The organism is Achromobacter spanius (genome assembly GCF_002966795.1).
Lineage (GTDB): Bacteria > Pseudomonadota > Gammaproteobacteria > Burkholderiales > Burkholderiaceae_B > Achromobacter > Achromobacter spanius_D.
Map to the genome: position 1 here is coordinate 3,060,527 of NZ_CP023270.1, position 14,417 is coordinate 3,074,943.

Annotated in this window: 12 protein-coding genes and 1 other annotated feature; of the genes, 7 read left to right on the forward strand and 5 right to left on the reverse strand. The window is 67.5% G+C overall.

Translation table 11 applies throughout. The features are described from left to right. Positions 1–28: 28 nt before the first annotated feature. Genes CLM73_RS13680 through CLM73_RS13700 form a run of 5 tightly spaced genes read left to right on the forward strand, consistent with a single transcriptional unit; the run spans position 29 to position 5,964 of the window. Entirely contained in the window at positions 29–1,633 is a 1,605-nt protein-coding gene (locus CLM73_RS13680) for an ABC transporter substrate-binding protein (RefSeq protein ID WP_105238896.1), read from the forward strand. Positions 1,634–1,642: 9 nt separating this feature from the next. After that, complete coding sequence (locus tag CLM73_RS13685; protein WP_105238897.1) at positions 1,643–2,617, forward strand: ABC transporter permease; 975 nt, start codon at positions 1,643–1,645, stop codon at positions 2,615–2,617. A gap of 3 nt (positions 2,618–2,620) precedes the next feature. Continuing rightward, positions 2,621–3,451 (forward strand): ABC transporter permease, encoded by an 831-nt coding sequence (locus CLM73_RS13690; RefSeq protein ID WP_105238898.1) that lies wholly within the window; start codon positions 2,621–2,623, stop codon positions 3,449–3,451. Further along, on the forward strand, positions 3,448–5,085 hold the full coding sequence (locus CLM73_RS13695; protein ID WP_105238899.1) for an ABC transporter ATP-binding protein: 1,638 nt from the start codon (positions 3,448–3,450) through the stop codon (positions 5,083–5,085). The genes CLM73_RS13690 and CLM73_RS13695 overlap by 4 nt, the downstream gene beginning before the upstream one ends. A gap of 36 nt (positions 5,086–5,121) precedes the next feature. Beyond that, positions 5,122–5,964, forward strand: a complete 843-nt coding sequence (locus CLM73_RS13700; RefSeq protein ID WP_105238900.1) for a VOC family protein — start codon at positions 5,122–5,124, stop codon at positions 5,962–5,964. 24 nt (positions 5,965–5,988) lie between these two features. Here the strand turns inward: CLM73_RS13700 and CLM73_RS13705 are convergent, their stop codons facing one another. The 4 genes from CLM73_RS13705 to CLM73_RS13720 all read right to left on the reverse strand — a co-directional run bounded on the left by CLM73_RS13705 (position 5,989) and on the right by CLM73_RS13720 (position 11,180). After that, positions 5,989–7,455 carry a SulP family inorganic anion transporter gene (locus CLM73_RS13705; RefSeq protein ID WP_105238901.1) on the reverse strand — a complete coding sequence of 489 codons (1,467 nt, stop codon included), beginning with the start codon at positions 7,453–7,455 and terminating at the stop codon, positions 5,989–5,991. 131 nt (positions 7,456–7,586) lie between these two features. Continuing rightward, positions 7,587–7,639, reverse strand: a sequence feature (sul1 is cis-regulatory element that is thought to sense ions involved in sulfur or methionine metabolism; They are found in Alphaproteobacteria). A 97-nt stretch (positions 7,640–7,736) separates the two neighbouring features. After that, positions 7,737–8,660, reverse strand: a complete 924-nt coding sequence (locus CLM73_RS13710; protein ID WP_105238902.1) for a c-type cytochrome — start codon at positions 8,658–8,660, stop codon at positions 7,737–7,739. Continuing rightward, the gene (locus CLM73_RS13715) at positions 8,657–10,429 is read right to left on the reverse strand and encodes a GMC family oxidoreductase (RefSeq protein WP_105238903.1); all 1,773 of its coding nucleotides are present in this window, start codon (positions 10,427–10,429) and stop codon (positions 8,657–8,659) included. The genes CLM73_RS13710 and CLM73_RS13715 overlap by 4 nt, the downstream gene beginning before the upstream one ends. Continuing rightward, positions 10,422–11,180: a gluconate 2-dehydrogenase subunit 3 family protein gene (locus CLM73_RS13720; protein WP_105238904.1), complete on the reverse strand. Its 759-nt coding sequence runs from the start codon at positions 11,178–11,180 to the stop codon at positions 10,422–10,424. The genes CLM73_RS13715 and CLM73_RS13720 overlap by 8 nt, the downstream gene beginning before the upstream one ends. Positions 11,181–11,289: 109 nt before the next feature. On the opposite strand from CLM73_RS13720, the gene CLM73_RS13725 reads away from it, so the two are divergent. Together CLM73_RS13725 and CLM73_RS13730 are read left to right on the forward strand one after the other, a co-directional pair. Further along, positions 11,290–11,697: a hypothetical protein gene (locus CLM73_RS13725; RefSeq protein WP_105238905.1), complete on the forward strand. Its 408-nt coding sequence runs from the start codon at positions 11,290–11,292 to the stop codon at positions 11,695–11,697. 395 nt (positions 11,698–12,092) lie between these two features. Then, positions 12,093–13,670 carry a TerC family protein gene (locus tag CLM73_RS13730; RefSeq protein WP_105238906.1) on the forward strand — a complete coding sequence of 526 codons (1,578 nt, stop codon included), beginning with the start codon at positions 12,093–12,095 and terminating at the stop codon, positions 13,668–13,670. Positions 13,671–13,726: 56 nt separating this feature from the next. On the opposite strand, the gene CLM73_RS28910 is transcribed toward CLM73_RS13730, so the two are convergent. Further along, positions 13,727–14,299 carry a hypothetical protein gene (locus tag CLM73_RS28910; RefSeq protein ID WP_158685858.1) on the reverse strand — a complete coding sequence of 191 codons (573 nt, stop codon included), beginning with the start codon at positions 14,297–14,299 and terminating at the stop codon, positions 13,727–13,729. Positions 14,300–14,417: the final 118 nt, after the last annotated feature.

Below are 14,417 nucleotides of genomic sequence, written 5' to 3' on the forward strand. Positions count from 1 at the left end.
TTCCAACCAGGCAGAACCAGAGTCCGATATGCGCACCACCCGCCGCGAGTTCCTGTTGTCTTCCGGGGCGCTTGCCGCCGCGATGGCATTCCCCACGTCGCTTCTGGCGCAGTCCGCCGCGCCGCGGCATGGCGGGGTGCTGAACGTGCATCTGGGGTCCGAGCAGCGGATCCTGAATCCGGCGCTGCGCGCCTCGACGGGCGTGTACATCGTTACCAGCAAGATCATCGAATCGCTGGTGGACCTGGACGCGGCCGGCAAACCCGTGGGGCAGCTTGCCACCGCCTGGACCGCCGACCCCGACGGCAAGACCATCACGTTCAAGCTGCGCGAAGGCGTGACCTGGCACGACGGCAAGCCGTTCACGTCCGCAGACGTCCAGTACAACGCGCTGGAACTGTGGAAGAAGCACCTGAATTTCGGCACCGCGCTGCAGCTTTATCTTGAGGCGGTCGACACGCCCGATGCGCACACGGCGGTGTTCCGCTACAGCCGGCCGATGCCGCTGGACCTGTTGCTGCGCGCGCTGGCGGATCTGGGTTACGTGGTGCCGCGCCACCTGTACGAAGGCACCAACGTGCTGGAGAACCCGGCGAACACCGCGCCGGTCGGCACGGGTCCGTTCAAGTTCGTGCAGTACCAGCGCGGCCAGTTCATCATTGCCGAGCGCAACCCGAACTATTGGCGCAAGGGCGAGCCCTATCTGGACCGCGTGGTCTGGCGCATCATCACGGACAAGTCGGCCGCCACCGCCGCGCTGGAAACCGGCCAGCTTCAGCTGAGTGCCTATTCGCAGCTGACGCTGGCCGACCTGGACCGCTTGAAGCAGAACCCGCAGTTCGAGGTGCGCAGCAAGGGGCTGGAGGCCAACGTGTTCAACAACACGCTGGAATTCAACTTCCGGCGCAAGGAGCTGGCCGACGTGCGGGTGCGCCGCGCCATTGTCCACGCGATCGACATCGAGTTCTTCATCGAGAACTTCCTGTACGGCCTGGGCAAGCCGGCGACCGGTCCCATTCCGTCCTCGTCCGAGGCGTTTTTCCCGGCGGGCAGCAAGCCGCCGTATCCGTTTGACGTCAAGCGCGCCGAGGCGCTGCTGGATGAGGCCGGGTACAAGCGCGGTGCCGGCGGCGTGCGCTTCACGTTGAAGCTGGTGCCCATCCAGAACGGCGAAGACGTGCCGCTGCTGGCGACGTTCATCCAGCAGTCGCTGGAGGCGGTGGGGATCAAGGTGGAGATCGTGCAGTACGACATCGCGGGCGCGCTGTCCTCGGTCTACAAGGAACACAACTTCGACATCGCCACGGGCTGGCACCAGTACCGCGGCGATCCGGCGGTGTCCACCACCGTCTGGTACCGCTCGGGCAGCCCGGCGGGCGCGCCGTGGACCAACCAGTATGGCTGGCAGTCGGACAAGGTCGACAAGCTGATCGACGACGCCGCGTCCGAAATCGACCCGGCCCGCCGCCGCGCGCTGTATGCGGAGTGGGTGCAGGCCGTCAACGACGAACTGCCCATCTGGATGGCGACCGAACGCCAGTTCTATTCGGTGGCCAGCCGCAAGCTGCAGAACGGCCACAACAATGCGCGCTGGCCCTCCAGCGACTGGCATGACGCCTGGTTGTCGGCGTAGGACCGCGGCATGGGGTTCCTGACTCTCGCGGCGCGGCGGCTTCTGGCGGCGGCGCCCGCGCTACTCATCATCCTGGCGGGCCTGTTCCTGCTGCTGCAGCTGGCGCCCGGCGACACCGTTGACGCGCTGGTGGCGCAGATCGGCGGCGCCGACCCGGCCACCATTGCGGCCATGCGTTCGCACTACCAGCTGGACGAGTCGGCCAGCGCGCGCCTGGGCAGCTATCTGTGGCGGCTGGCGCATCTGGACCTGGGTTATTCCGCCATCTATGGCAAGCCGGTGGCCGCTGTGATCGCCGAGCGTCTGCCGGCGACCCTGTTGCTGATGGGGTCGGCGCTGTCGTTCGCCTTTGCGGGTGGCATGGCGCTGGGCGTCATCGCGGCGCGGCGCGTGAACGGCTGGGCGGACGGGCTGATCTCGACGCTAGGCCTGGTGTTCTGCGCCACGCCGTCGTTCTGGTTCGGCCTAATGGGCATCTTTGTGTTTGCCGTGTGGCTGGACTGGGTGCCGGCAGGGGGGTTCGAGACCATCGCGTCCGGCTACACGGGCCTGACCCGCATCCTGGACATCGCGTGGCACCTGATACTGCCCACGGCGACGCTGGCGCTGATCTTCCTGGCCATCTACCTGCGCATCATGCGCGCGTCGATGCTGGAAGTGGCCTCGCACGATTTCATCCGCACCGCGCGTGCCAAGGGGCTGCGCGAAACGGCCGTGGTGGCGCGGCACATGCTGCGCAATGCGTTGCTGCCGATGGTGACGCTGCTGGGCCTGCAGGCCGGAACCATGCTGGGTGGGTCGGTCGTGGTCGAAAGCGTCTTCGCCTTGCCCGGCCTGGGCCGCCTGGCGTACGAGTCCGTCGTGCAGCGCGACCTGAACACTTTGCTTGGCATCGTGTTCGTGTCCGCGCTGCTGGTGATCGCCATCAATTTCATCGTCGACCTGCTGTATGCGCGACTCGACCCTCGCATCGTCCGGAGCTGAGCCATGGAAACGCTACGCCGTTACTTCCACAGCCCCGTCGCCGTGCTGGGCCTCGTGCTGCTGGCCGCCGTCTGCGCGGCCGCGCTGGGCGCCGACTTCTGGTATCCGCGCAATCCGCTCAGCCTGGCGGGCCGGCCGCTACAGTGGCCCGGCGACAACGCGCGCTTTCTGCTGGGCACCGATCAAGTGGGGCGCGACATCGCCGCCCAGATCCTGCACGGCGCGCGCGTCACGCTGGCCATCGGGCTTGCCGCGACTGTCGTGTCCGTGCTGATCGGCGTGGTGCTGGGCGCCGTGGCGGGCTATTACGGCGGCCTGGCCGACGACCTGTTGATGCGCGTGACCGAGGCCTTCCAGATCCTGCCCAACTTCCTGTTGCTGCTTGTGCTGGTGGCCGTGTTCGGGTCGGACCTGCGGACGGTGGTGCTGGCCATCGGGCTGGTGTCGTGGCCGCCGGTGGCGCGGCTGACCCGATCCGAATTCCTGACGCTCAAGACGCGCGAGTTCGTGCAGGCGGGCAGGGCGCTGGGGATGGGCGACCTGCGCCTCATCTTCCGCGAGATCCTGCCCAACGCCTTGCCGCCCGTGATCGTCTACGCCAGCGTCATCATGGCCACCGCCATCCTCTTGGAAAGCGCGCTGGCCTTTCTAAATCTGTCGGACCCCAACGTGCCGTCCTGGGGCAACCTCATCGGCGGCGGCCGCGGGGTGATCCGGGTGCAGTGGTACGTATCCGCCATCCCCGGCATTGCCATCCTGCTGACCGTCCTGGCGATTTCGCTGGTCGGGCAGGGGGTGAACGACGCTCTCAATCCCAGGCTGAAACGCTCATGACCGAACTGCTTCGCATCGAAAACCTTACCGTGGACCTGCCGCCTGGCGCCGACCGGCCGCATGCGTTACGCGACCTGACGCTGTCGGTCAGCCCGGGCGAGATCGTCTGCGTCGTGGGCGAAAGCGGTTCGGGCAAATCGCTGACCGCCGGCACCATCCTCGGCCTGCTGCCGCAAGGCGTAGCGGCCAGCGCCGGACGCGTGTTGTGGGAAGGCCAGGACCTGCTGAAGCTCGCGCCCGAGGCGCTGCGCCGGCTGCGCGGCCAGCGCATCGGCATGATCTTCCAGGAACCGATGACCGCGCTCAATCCGCTGCGCACCATCGGCGACCAGATCGCCGAGGTGTTCCGCACGCACACGCGGCTGTCGCGCGCCGTCATCAGGCAGCGCACGCTGGACCTGCTGGACTCCGTCCGGCTGCCCGACCCCGTCCAGGCGCTGGGCGCGTATCCGCACGAGCTGTCCGGCGGACAGCGGCAACGCGCGATGATCGCCATGGCGCTGGCGCTGGAACCGGCGCTGCTGATTGCCGACGAACCGACGACCGCGCTGGACGTCACGACGCAGGCGCAGATTCTGCATCTGATCCACGACCTGCAACGCCGCAAGGGCACGGCGGTCCTTTTCATTACGCACGATTTTGGCGTGGTGGCCGAGATTGCCGACCGCGTGGCCGTGATGCAGCGCGGCGAACTGGTGGAAAGCGGCCCGGCCGACCAGGTGCTGGAGCATCCGCGCCATCCCTACACGCGTGCGCTGATCGCTGCGGTGCCGCCGCTGGCGCCCGCGCCGGCCCGCGTCGACCTGGACGTAAACGCGCCCGCGATCCTGACCACGCAGGGGCTGTCCAAGACCTATCGCAAACGCGGCTGGTTCGGCCGGCCGGGCCGAGTAACGCACGCGGTGGACGACGTGACGCTGACGCTGCGGCGCGGCGGCACACTGGGCATCGTGGGTGAAAGCGGATCGGGCAAGTCCACGCTGGCGCGCACGCTGTTGGGGCTGCTGCCGCCCGATGGCGGCGACATCACGCTGGCCGGTGAGCCGCTGTCGTTCAAGGGCGCGCGCGCCCGCCGCGCGCATGCGCAGCGCGTGCAGATGGTGTTCCAGGATCCGTACGGATCGCTGAACCCGCGCCAGCGCGTCGGCGAGATCGTGGCGCAGGGTCCCATCGTGCACGGCACGCCGCGCCGCGAGGCGCTGGCCCGCGCGCAGGAGCTTTTTGAACTGGTGGGCCTGTCGCCCGATGCCGTGCGGCGCTTTCCGCACGAGTTCTCCGGCGGCCAGCGCCAGCGCGTCGGCCTGGCGCGCGCGCTGGCGATGCGGCCGCAGGTGCTGATCGCCGACGAACCGGTGTCGGCGCTGGATGTGTCCGTGCAGGCGCAGGTGCTGGCGTTGCTGGCCCGGCTGCGCGAACAGCTGGGCCTTTCCATCGTCTTCATCACGCACGATCTGCGCGTGGCCGCACAGGTCTGCGACCACATCGCCGTCATGAAGTCGGGCCGCGTTGTGGAAGAGGGCGTGTGCGCCGACGTGTTCAACAATCCCTCCCATCCCTACACGCAGGCGCTGCTGGCGGCCGTGCCGGGCCGCCGCTGGGACCCGGCCGCGGTCGCGACGCGGCTGGCCGCCTGACCCGGCGTTGCCGCTTTCATAGTTCAAGGAGTTTGAGTGACCTTACGCATCGATCACGTCGTCATCCAGGCGGGCCTGGATCTGGACCAATCAGCGGCGCGTTTCCGCCGGCTGGGCTTTCAACTTACCGACCGGGGCCACCACTCGCTGGGGTCGAGCAACCATCTGGCGATCTTTGGCGACGACTATCTGGAGCTCATCGGTGTCGAGCCGCCGAAGGCCGATATCCCGGGCGCGCGCTGGGAACATCCGCTCGGCCTCGCGGGGCTGGTGTTCAAGACGGCCAATGCCGACGCGACTTGGAAGGACCTGACCAACCGCGACGTGCCGCTGGAAGGTGACGGTGCGCGCAGCTTTCATCGTCCCGTCACCGCGGGCGGACAGACGCTGGGCGATGCGCGCTTTCGCACGCTGCGCATCCGCGCGGACCGGATTCCGAATGGCCGGGTGTTCTTCTGCCAGCACGAGACGCCGGAACTGGTGTGGCGGCCCGAATGGCGGCAGCATCCGAACGGGGTGCGCGGCATTGCCGAATACGTCTATGTGACTGAGGATCCCGCGGCGTCGGCCGAACTGCTGGAGCAGGCCTTCGGTCCCGGGGTGGTGCAGGAAGTGCAGGACGGCGTGGCGGTTGCCGCGGGCCGCGCCAGCGTTCTGTATCTGACGCCGGCGGGCATCCGGGTGCGCTTTGGCGTGGATGCCGCGCCGCTCTTCGCTGCCGGCGAACGCGCTGCGGCGCTGACGCTGCGCACCGATGCGCTGGCGCGCGTGCAGGAGGTGCTGGCCGCCGCGGGCGTGGCGCATCAGGCGCACAAGTCCCGCATCGTCGTGCCGCCGTTGGAAACCGGCGGCTTGATCCTGGCCTTCGTCGAATCCTGAGCCTGGGGGCAGGCGCGGCGCGGGCTAGTGGCCCGCTGATGCGCCCGGCTGCGTATAGCGGCCGACCAGCGTCGCGCTGGCCTCGTTCAGCCCCACGACGTCGACCTGACGGCCGGCCCGGCGCAGCTTGAGCGTCACCTTGTCCAGTTCGCCGACGGCCGAGATGTCCCAGAAGTGCGCGGCTGACAGGTCGATCACCACGCGGTCGACGCCCTCGTGAAAGTCGATCGCCGCCGAGAACCGCGAGGCCGACGCGAAAAAGATCTGGCCCGCATAGCGGTAGGTGCGCGTGCGGCCGTCTTCGGACAGCGACGTGTCCACGTCGAGCAGCCCCTTCACCTTGCCGGCAAAGAACAGGCCGCTCAGCACCACGCCCACCAGCACGCCTCGCGCCAAGTCATGCGTCCAGACCACCACGGCGACGGTGGCCAGCATGACCACCGATGACTGCCATGGATGCGAACCCAGGTTGCGCAGCGAACGCCAGTTGAAGGTGCCGATGGACACCATGATCATCACGGCCACCAGCGCCGGCATCGGAATCTGCGCCACCAGCGGGCCCAGCGCGACGATCAGGAACAGCAGGAAGACGCCCGCCACGCAGGTCGACAACCGCGTGCGGCCGCCGGCGCGCACGTTGATGACCGACTGGCCGATCATGGCGCAGCCGCCCATGCCGCCCAGAAAGCCGGTGACGATATTAGCGATGCCCTGACCCTTGCATTCGCGGCGCTTGTCGCTGGGCGTGTCGGTCATGTCGTCCACGATCTGCGCCGTCATCATCGACTCCAGCAGGCCCACCGCTGCCATCGTCAGCGAGTACGGCAGGATGATGCGCAGCGTCTCCAGCGTGAAGGGCACATCGGGAATCGCGAACGACGGCAGGGCCGACGGCAGCGTGCCCATGTCGCCCACCGTGTTGACGTCCAGCCCCGCAAAGATGGAAACCGCCGTCATCACGATGATGGCGATCAGCGGCGACGGCACGGCGGTGGTGAGCCGGGGCAGCAGATAGATGACGGCGAGCGCGGCCGCCACCATGGCATAGGTCACCCACGTGACGCCGATCAGCTGCGGCAGCTGCGCCATAAAGATCAGGATGGCCAGCGCGTTGACGAAGCCGGTCACGACCGACCGCGATACGTATTGCATCAAGAGGTCAAGGCGCAGGAAGCCGGCGGCGATCTGCACGACGCCCATCAGCACGGTGGCGGCAAACAGGTAGCCGACCCCGTGGTCGCGCACCAGCGGCGCGACCAGCACCGCGACGGCGGCCGTGGCGGCCGAGATCATGCCCGGGCGCCCGCCCATGAACGCAATGATGAACGCGATGGAAAACGAGGCGTACAGGCCGACGCTGGGGTCGACGCCCGCGATGATGGAAAAGCCGATGGCTTCAGGGATCAGGGCAAGGGCGACGAGCACGCCCGACAAAATGTCCGCGCGCGGATTGGCCATCCATTCGCGGCGAAGCTTGGAAAGAACTGACATCGATTGGCTAAGCAGAATTGAACAAGCGCCAGGCGTGGATCGCGTTGCCGGTGTGCGCGGCAGCCGAGTGCGGCAACCGAATTTGGCAACCGGACTTGGCAAATAAGGGGCGAACGCCCGTGGTGCTTGTGAGTTGTCCGAGGGATAGGCGCCCGGCCGAGCCACCCGGCAAGCCGGGTCCATCTGGGATCGCGACAGCGTCGCGGCAGCGCACCCATTGCGGGCGCGGCGGACGCGATTGTACTCCCTTGCGGGGTGACGCCCGCATGACTGCGACGGTGCTACCGCGGCGCCGGCGCGGGCCCCGCGTAATACGCCGCCAGCGCCTGGATCTCCGCGTCGGTCAGCCGTTGCGAAAACGCCCGCATCACGCCCACGTCGTCGTTTTGCCGCGAGCCATTGCGAAACGCATTCATCTGGTCGGTGAAGTATTCGCGCGACTGACCGGCCAGCCGCGGCAGCAGCGGCCCTTCGCCCATGCCGCGCAGTCCGTGGCAGTTGGCGCAGGCCGGCAGTGCGCGCGCGCCGTCGCCGTCGACGTCCAGCCTGCGAGCCGCCTCGCCGCCGAACTCTCCCACGTGCAGCGGCGGCCCGGCAAGCGTGCCGTAGTAGGCGGCCACCTGGCCGATTTCTTCTTCGGTCAGCGCGCGGGCAATGGTATTCATCAACGGCTGAACGCGCGTGCCCGCGCGGAAGTCGGCGAGCTGCTTGGCCAGGTATTCGCTGCGCAGGCCGGCAAGGTTGGGGAAGATGCCGCCCGTGGGCGTAATGCCCGCGGGGCCGTGACAGGCCACACAGGCCTGCACGGCGGCGCCGGGTTTGCCATTGGCGGCAAGCTGCTTGCCCGCTTCGGGATCGGCCTCGCGCAGCCACTTTTCCCAATCGGGGCGCGACGCGGTGAAATCGGTGGCGCTGCGTCCGGGCACAGGTTTCATCGGGGCGGGGGCCGCGCCCGGTGCGGCGGGCGTGGCCGTGGCTGCGCCTTGTGCCGCGGGCGTAGGGGCTTGGCCAGCCGCGGCTTGCCCGCCCGGGACCTGCGGCGCCGCGCTGGCCGCTTGCGGCGGCGGCTGGGGCACGGCGGAGGCGCGAATTGCCTCGTCCCCACCGGCGCCCATCATCTGGACGCCCGTGGCAACCAGCGTGATGACCGGCACTGCGATCATCAGTCCGAGGGTAAAAAAGATGCCTGTGCGGTTTTCGATCATGACGACACCAGCGGGCCCGGCGAACGCAGATAGTCCGCCTTGATTTTCTCAACGATCCAGTAGGCGGTGGCGCCCACGGTGCCGGTCGGGTTGTAGCCCGAGTTCTGCGGAAAGAGCGCCGCACCCGTGACGAACACGTTGGGCACGTCCCACGACTGCCCGTAGCGGTTGACGACGCTGGTGTTGGGATCATCGCCCATCGCCGCGCCGCCTGTCAGGTGGGTCGACTGGTAGGCCGTGGCCGAGAACGGCCGCTTGCGCGGGCCGGGCTCGGTGCGCGCGATGCCCTTCATGGCGCGTGCGATCTCATCGCCTTTCTCCGTCAGGAATGCCGACATGCGGATGTCGTTGTCGGGAAAGTCGTAGGTCACGCGCAACAGCGGCAGGCCCCACGCGTCCTTGTACGTGGGATCCAGGCTCAGATACCCGCCGCGCCACGGCTGCGCCGAGCCGGTGATCGTGATGTTGGCCGCATGGTTGTAGTGGCGCGCGACGGCCTTCTTCCATTCGGACCCCCACGACGGCGTGCCTTTGGGCGTCGGATGAAACCCGATGGGCGCGCCGCTGACCACCTGGATCTGCAGATAGCCGCCGCCCACAAAGCCCACCGGCCCGTGATCGAAGTTGTCGGCGCTGAAATCGTCCATCGTCACCGCGACCGCGCCGGCCCCCATGAACGGGTTGATGTTGACCGACTCATCAAAAAAGAGATTCACGCCCGAGGTGGTCTGGTGCGTGTAGTTGCGGCCCACGACGCCGGTGTTCGTGACCGGATCGAACGGCTTGCCGATGCCGGACAGGAGCAGCAGGCGCACGTTGTTGATGCCGAATGCGCACAGGAACACGATTTCTGCGGGCTGAAAGACCTCTTCGCCGGCCGCGTCCACGTACGTTACGCCGCGGGCGCGCTTCTTGTCCGGCGTCAACTCCACGCGCAGCACGTGCGCGCCGGTGCGGATCTCGAAGTTCTCCATTTTCATCGCCACGGGCAGGATGCAGACCTGCGGCGAGGCCTTGGCAAAGTGCTCGCAGCCGAAGTTCGAACAGAACCCGCAGTACACGCACGCGCTCATGTGCAGGCCTTCGGTATTCACATACGGCCGCGTACAGAGCGCGGACGGCTGCACGTAAGGGTGATAGCCCAGCTTGCGCGCGGCCTCGCCGAACAGCGCGGGCGCGTAGGGCACCTTCATGGGCGGATTGGGGTAGGGGCGCGAGCGCCATGGCTCGAACGGATTGCCGCCTTCCTGCTTTTCGCCCTTGATGTTGCCGGCCTGGCCCGACGCGCCGATCAGGTAATCGAACCGGTCAAAGTAGGGCTCCAGCTCGTCGTACGTCACGCCCCAGTCCTGACAGGTCAGTTCCTTGTCGAAGATGTCCGCGCCATAGCGTTCGGTGTAATGGCTGCGCATCACGAAGTCGGTCGGATCGAAGCGGTAGTAGGCGCCCGACCAGTGATTGCCCGCCCCACCCAGATGCGTGCCGGGGTAGGCGAACTGCCAGCGCCGCATCGGCAGCGCCTTCTGGTCCGTGTTGTTGCGGAACGTGTAGGTTTCGGTTGCGGCGTCCTGATGCAGTTCATGGCGCCGCGTGTATTTGAGTTCGTCGTGGACGTTGGGCCCCTGGAAATCGGGCGAGGGCCAACGCGCCTCGCCCCGTTCCAGCACCACGACCCGTTGCTTGGCGGCCGCGAGTTCCTTGCCGATGATGGCGCCGGTCCACCCGCCGCCGATGATGGCCACATCTACCGCAGGCAGCGTTTTAGCCATGCTTGCCTCCCGGCGTCATCCTGTGGCCCACGGCGTTGGCAATCGACACCGGCTGGCCCGCCCAGATCACGCCGTGGCGCTCGATGTCGTTGGAGAACGAGGCAAACGCGCCGGGAAAGCCCACGAGTTTCCAGCCCACCATGTCGGCGTTGCCGCCATACAGCGGATCCGAGAAGAAGCCTTCGATCGTGCCTTCGAGCAGCGCCTGGAAGAACACGCCTGACGGCAATGGCGAAAAATCCGGTTTGCCCTCCTGCATGTCGCGCAGCCAGGCGTCCTGCCGCGCGGCGTCCAGCTCGGCGAAAGGTTTGCCGTCCTGCTTGCGCGTGGCCGCGTCCAGCGCGGCGAGTCCGCGGCGGAACATCTCGGCCGGCGTGAACGACAGCTGATAGCCCTGTTCGGGCGTACCTTGTTCAAAGGGGCCTTGGCGATAGAGCTGACTGCCCGCGCCCCAGGCGCCGGCAAGCTGGCCGTCCAGGAACAGCGTCACGCCGGCCTCCTTGGCTCCCGGGCCCAGGTCGTCGGCGGGTATCAGCCGCGCGGCGATGGCGTCCATCGTCAACGCTTCCTGCGCGTTGAAAAATCTGAGCGTTCGATTGGCGGCGCCGCCTGTGGCGGCGGCGGCTTGCTGGGGAGTGGGGGAGGCAGGGTCCGGGGCGCTGATCGCGCGTGGGGCCCACGCTGCGCCGGGGACGCCAACGGCCAGGGCTTTGAGCAGCCCCCGCCGGCCGGGTACAGGTTTATCACTCATGGTCGCTCCCATGGCGGGGCAGGCACGCGACTTGCCCCTGGGTGAATAAGAGATCCCGCGTCAGCTCGTTGGGGCTCAGTGTGTCACCGTTGTCGACGAAGGAGCAACCATGAAACATCCGATTCTGTATCTGTGCGCTACGGCCATTAGCGGCTTGTTGGCCACCAGTGTTTCGGCGCAGCGCATTGAAAAAACGCTTGTTGCCCAGGCGCAGACGACCACGCCTGACAGCCGCACGAGCAGCCAATCCCATTCAGACCGCAAGGCAGGCACGCCGAACACGCCGGCGCAGCAGAAGTCCATGCCGCGACAATCCACGCAGGGAGAAAAGGGCGATCACGGCAAGCGCGATGCAACGCGTGCCGGATCTAGTCCGCGGCAGGACGACGCCGGCGCGGACACGCGCGGGGCGAAGGGAACACCGGGCAGCAATACGGGGTCCACGGGACACGGCGGCATGCCGGGGTCGGGCGCGTCGTCGGGTTCAGGCGGCACGGCGGATCCGCGCGGCCAATGAAGGTGGTGACATCCCCTAGTCGCGCGAATTTCCGATTCAGGTAATATTCAGGGTCCTGTAAGAAAGAGAGCGCGGCGGATATTCCGACTTTTTGCTGTCCCGGCAGCCTGGAGCCATCCGCCATCTATGAACGAAGACCCTCCTCCTAACAGGGCGCCGCGGATCTGCCGGCGCCCGTTATCTCCTCTCCATACTGCCGCGGCAAGGGCTGTCTCCCTGCGCGCCGCGTTCCCCAGCGCCACCGCGGCCACGCCGCGTCTCGGCGGCCGAGCGCCGCCGCGTCAGGCCGCGCCCGCCCGCGCGCCTGTGCAGTCTCTGCTGCGCGCTGCTGAAAAAACGCCTTCCCGCCGCCGCGCCTCGCTTGCGCGCCCGCTCACGTTTTCCGTGGAAACCTGATGATTTTCGATTGGATGTCCGACCCTACCGCCTGGCTTGGCCTGGCGACGCTGGTCGTGCTTGAAATTGTGCTGGGTATCGACAACCTGGTGTTCATTGCCATCCTGGCGGACAAGCTGCCGCCTGAACAGCGCAACCGCGCACGCCTGATCGGCCTGACGCTTGCACTGGTGATGCGCCTGGGCCTGTTGGCCAGTATTGCGTGGGTGGTCACGCTGACCGCGCCGCTCTTCACGGTAATGGGCGCGGAGATTTCCGGACGCGACCTGATATTGATCCTGGGCGGCCTGTTCCTGCTCTTCAAGGGCACGATGGAACTGCACGAACGCGTGGAAGGCAGCGCCAGCCATGACCAGGCGCAGAAACCGCAGCACGCCGTCTTCTGGCAGGTCATTCTGCAGATCGTGGTGCTGGACGCCGTGTTCTCGCTGGACTCCGTCATCACCGCCGTGGGCATGGTGCAGGACCTGAGCATCATGATGATCGCCGTGGTGGTCGCGATGGCCGTCATGATGCTGGCCAGCCGCCCGTTGATGGCCTTCGTGGGACGCCACCCGACGGTCGTGATCCTGTGTCTGGGCCTGTTGCTGATGATCGGTTTCAGCCTGGTCGCGGAAGGCCTGGGTTTCCATGTGCCCAAGGGCTACCTGTACGCGGCTATCGGCTTCTCGATCCTGATCGAGCTGTGCAACCAGTTGGCGCGCCGCAACCGCGCGCGGGGCACGCATGCGCTGGGCCGCCGTCAACGCACGGCGCAGGCCGTGTTGCGCCTCTTGCGCGGCGGCCGCGCCGGCCAACCCGTGTCCCAAGCGGATGAAGTGGTGGCGCTGGTCGACGGCGCGGGCGACGAGCCCGCCTTCGCGCCGGAGGAGAGCTCGATGATCGAGCGCGTGCTGTCCATCGGCGCGCGAGACATCCGCTCCATCATGGTTCCCCGTGGCGACATGATCTGGCTGGACGTTGCCGACACGCCCGACGTCATCGTGCGCAAGTTCGCCTCTGGCCACTCGCGCCTGCCGCTGTGCGCCGGCGACCCGGCCAACGTGCTGGGCGTGCTGCACTTCAAGGAAGTGCTGCCGATGCTGCAGAACCCCGGTCCGATCGACCTTGTGGAACTGGCGCGCGAGCCGCGCTACGTGATGGAAACCACGCCGGTGCTGAAGGTGCTGGATGAGCTGCGCGCTTCGCGCGACCACATGCTGATCGTGGTCGATGAACACGGCGTGTGTGAAGGCCTGGTCACGCCGCTGGACGTGCTGGAAGCGGTGGCGGGCGACTTGCCTGAGCATCAGGAAGACCTGCCCGAGGCCTTGCAGCTTTCCGACGGCTCATGGTTGCTCGGCGGCCGGCTGTCCGTGGACGAAGCCGCTCGCCTGCTGGATGCGCCGGCGTTGGCGGACGACTACCCCGATGCGACGCTGGCCGGCTGCCTGCTGCGCGCGGGCGGCCGGATCCCCGAGGCGGGCGACACCGTGCTGCTGCGTGACTGGGGCTTCGAGGTGACGCGCCGCGATGGCTTGCGCATCGACCAGGTGCATGCGCGTCCGCATCAGCCGCAAGCCAGCGCGGCAGACTGACGGGGCAGCGGGGCGGGTTGACCGCTTTAACTGTTGATACGGCGCCACGGCGCGCCTTAACTGCAGATGCGGCGCCACGGCGACCGGTTCACGGGGCAATAGCCCGGACACCGCGTCGCCACCGCCTTGCCGCTGACGCATTGCGCGTTCGGCTCGGTGAAGCCGTATTCCATGCTGCCGTAGCATCCGCACAGTTCCAGCACGGTGCCCGGTGGTAGCTTCTGCGGCTCGGCGGGCGCCTTGCCCGCCGGCTTGGCGGCACTGGCAGCGGTCGTCGTGGCCGAGTTCGCCGCGGATCGCGTCGCGGCAGTTGCCGCGGGTTTTTCGGCGGATTTTGCGGCAGACTTTTCGGCGGGCCTATCAGCGGACTTATCCGGCGGGTTTTCCGCTGATTTTTCCGCTGACGTCGTCGCGGGTTTTGCCGCTGCGCTACCCGCGCCAGCACTCAATCTTTCCTTCACGGCTGCCGCGCTCATGCCACAGCGTTTGGCGATAGTGGCCACGCTGCGTCCCGCGTCGGACATCCCGCGCAAGGTCTTGTCGCTGCATGCCGCCAACGCCCCGGCCGGAGCCAGGAAACCCAGCATCAGCAACGCGCACGCGAATGCGCCTGGTCTGCATAGCGTCATGACGCGCCTCCCGCACCTTGGTGCGCCAGGGCAGAACCACGCCCGGTTGGACCACGAGTGCGGGCTAGCGTAAAGCGCCTAAATCAAGGGTGTCAATGCGGCCCAAACGGATCGCCTG

Excerpts from the sequence above, each read along its gene's own strand:
- CLM73_RS13725 (WP_105238905.1), top strand. The coding sequence starts at position 11,290 with ATGAAACATCCGATTCTGTATCTGTGCGCTACGGCCATTAGCGGCTTG.
- CLM73_RS13730 (WP_105238906.1), top strand. The coding sequence starts at position 12,093 with ATGATTTTCGATTGGATGTCCGACCCTACCGCCTGGCTTGGCCTGGCG.
- CLM73_RS13720 (WP_105238904.1), bottom strand. The coding sequence starts at position 11,180 with ATGAGTGATAAACCTGTACCCGGCCGGCGGGGGCTGCTCAAAGCCCTG.
- CLM73_RS13710 (WP_105238902.1), bottom strand. The coding sequence starts at position 8,660 with ATGATCGAAAACCGCACAGGCATCTTTTTTACCCTCGGACTGATGATC.
- CLM73_RS13695 (WP_105238899.1), top strand. The coding sequence starts at position 3,448 with ATGACCGAACTGCTTCGCATCGAAAACCTTACCGTGGACCTGCCGCCT.
- CLM73_RS13685 (WP_105238897.1), top strand. The coding sequence starts at position 1,643 with ATGGGGTTCCTGACTCTCGCGGCGCGGCGGCTTCTGGCGGCGGCGCCC.
- CLM73_RS13705 (WP_105238901.1), bottom strand. The coding sequence starts at position 7,455 with ATGTCAGTTCTTTCCAAGCTTCGCCGCGAATGGATGGCCAATCCGCGC.
- CLM73_RS28910 (WP_158685858.1), bottom strand. The coding sequence starts at position 14,299 with ATGACGCTATGCAGACCAGGCGCATTCGCGTGCGCGTTGCTGATGCTG.
- CLM73_RS13690 (WP_105238898.1), top strand. The coding sequence starts at position 2,621 with ATGGAAACGCTACGCCGTTACTTCCACAGCCCCGTCGCCGTGCTGGGC.
- CLM73_RS13680 (WP_105238896.1), top strand. The coding sequence starts at position 29 with ATGCGCACCACCCGCCGCGAGTTCCTGTTGTCTTCCGGGGCGCTTGCC.
- CLM73_RS13715 (WP_105238903.1), bottom strand. The coding sequence starts at position 10,429 with ATGGCTAAAACGCTGCCTGCGGTAGATGTGGCCATCATCGGCGGCGGG.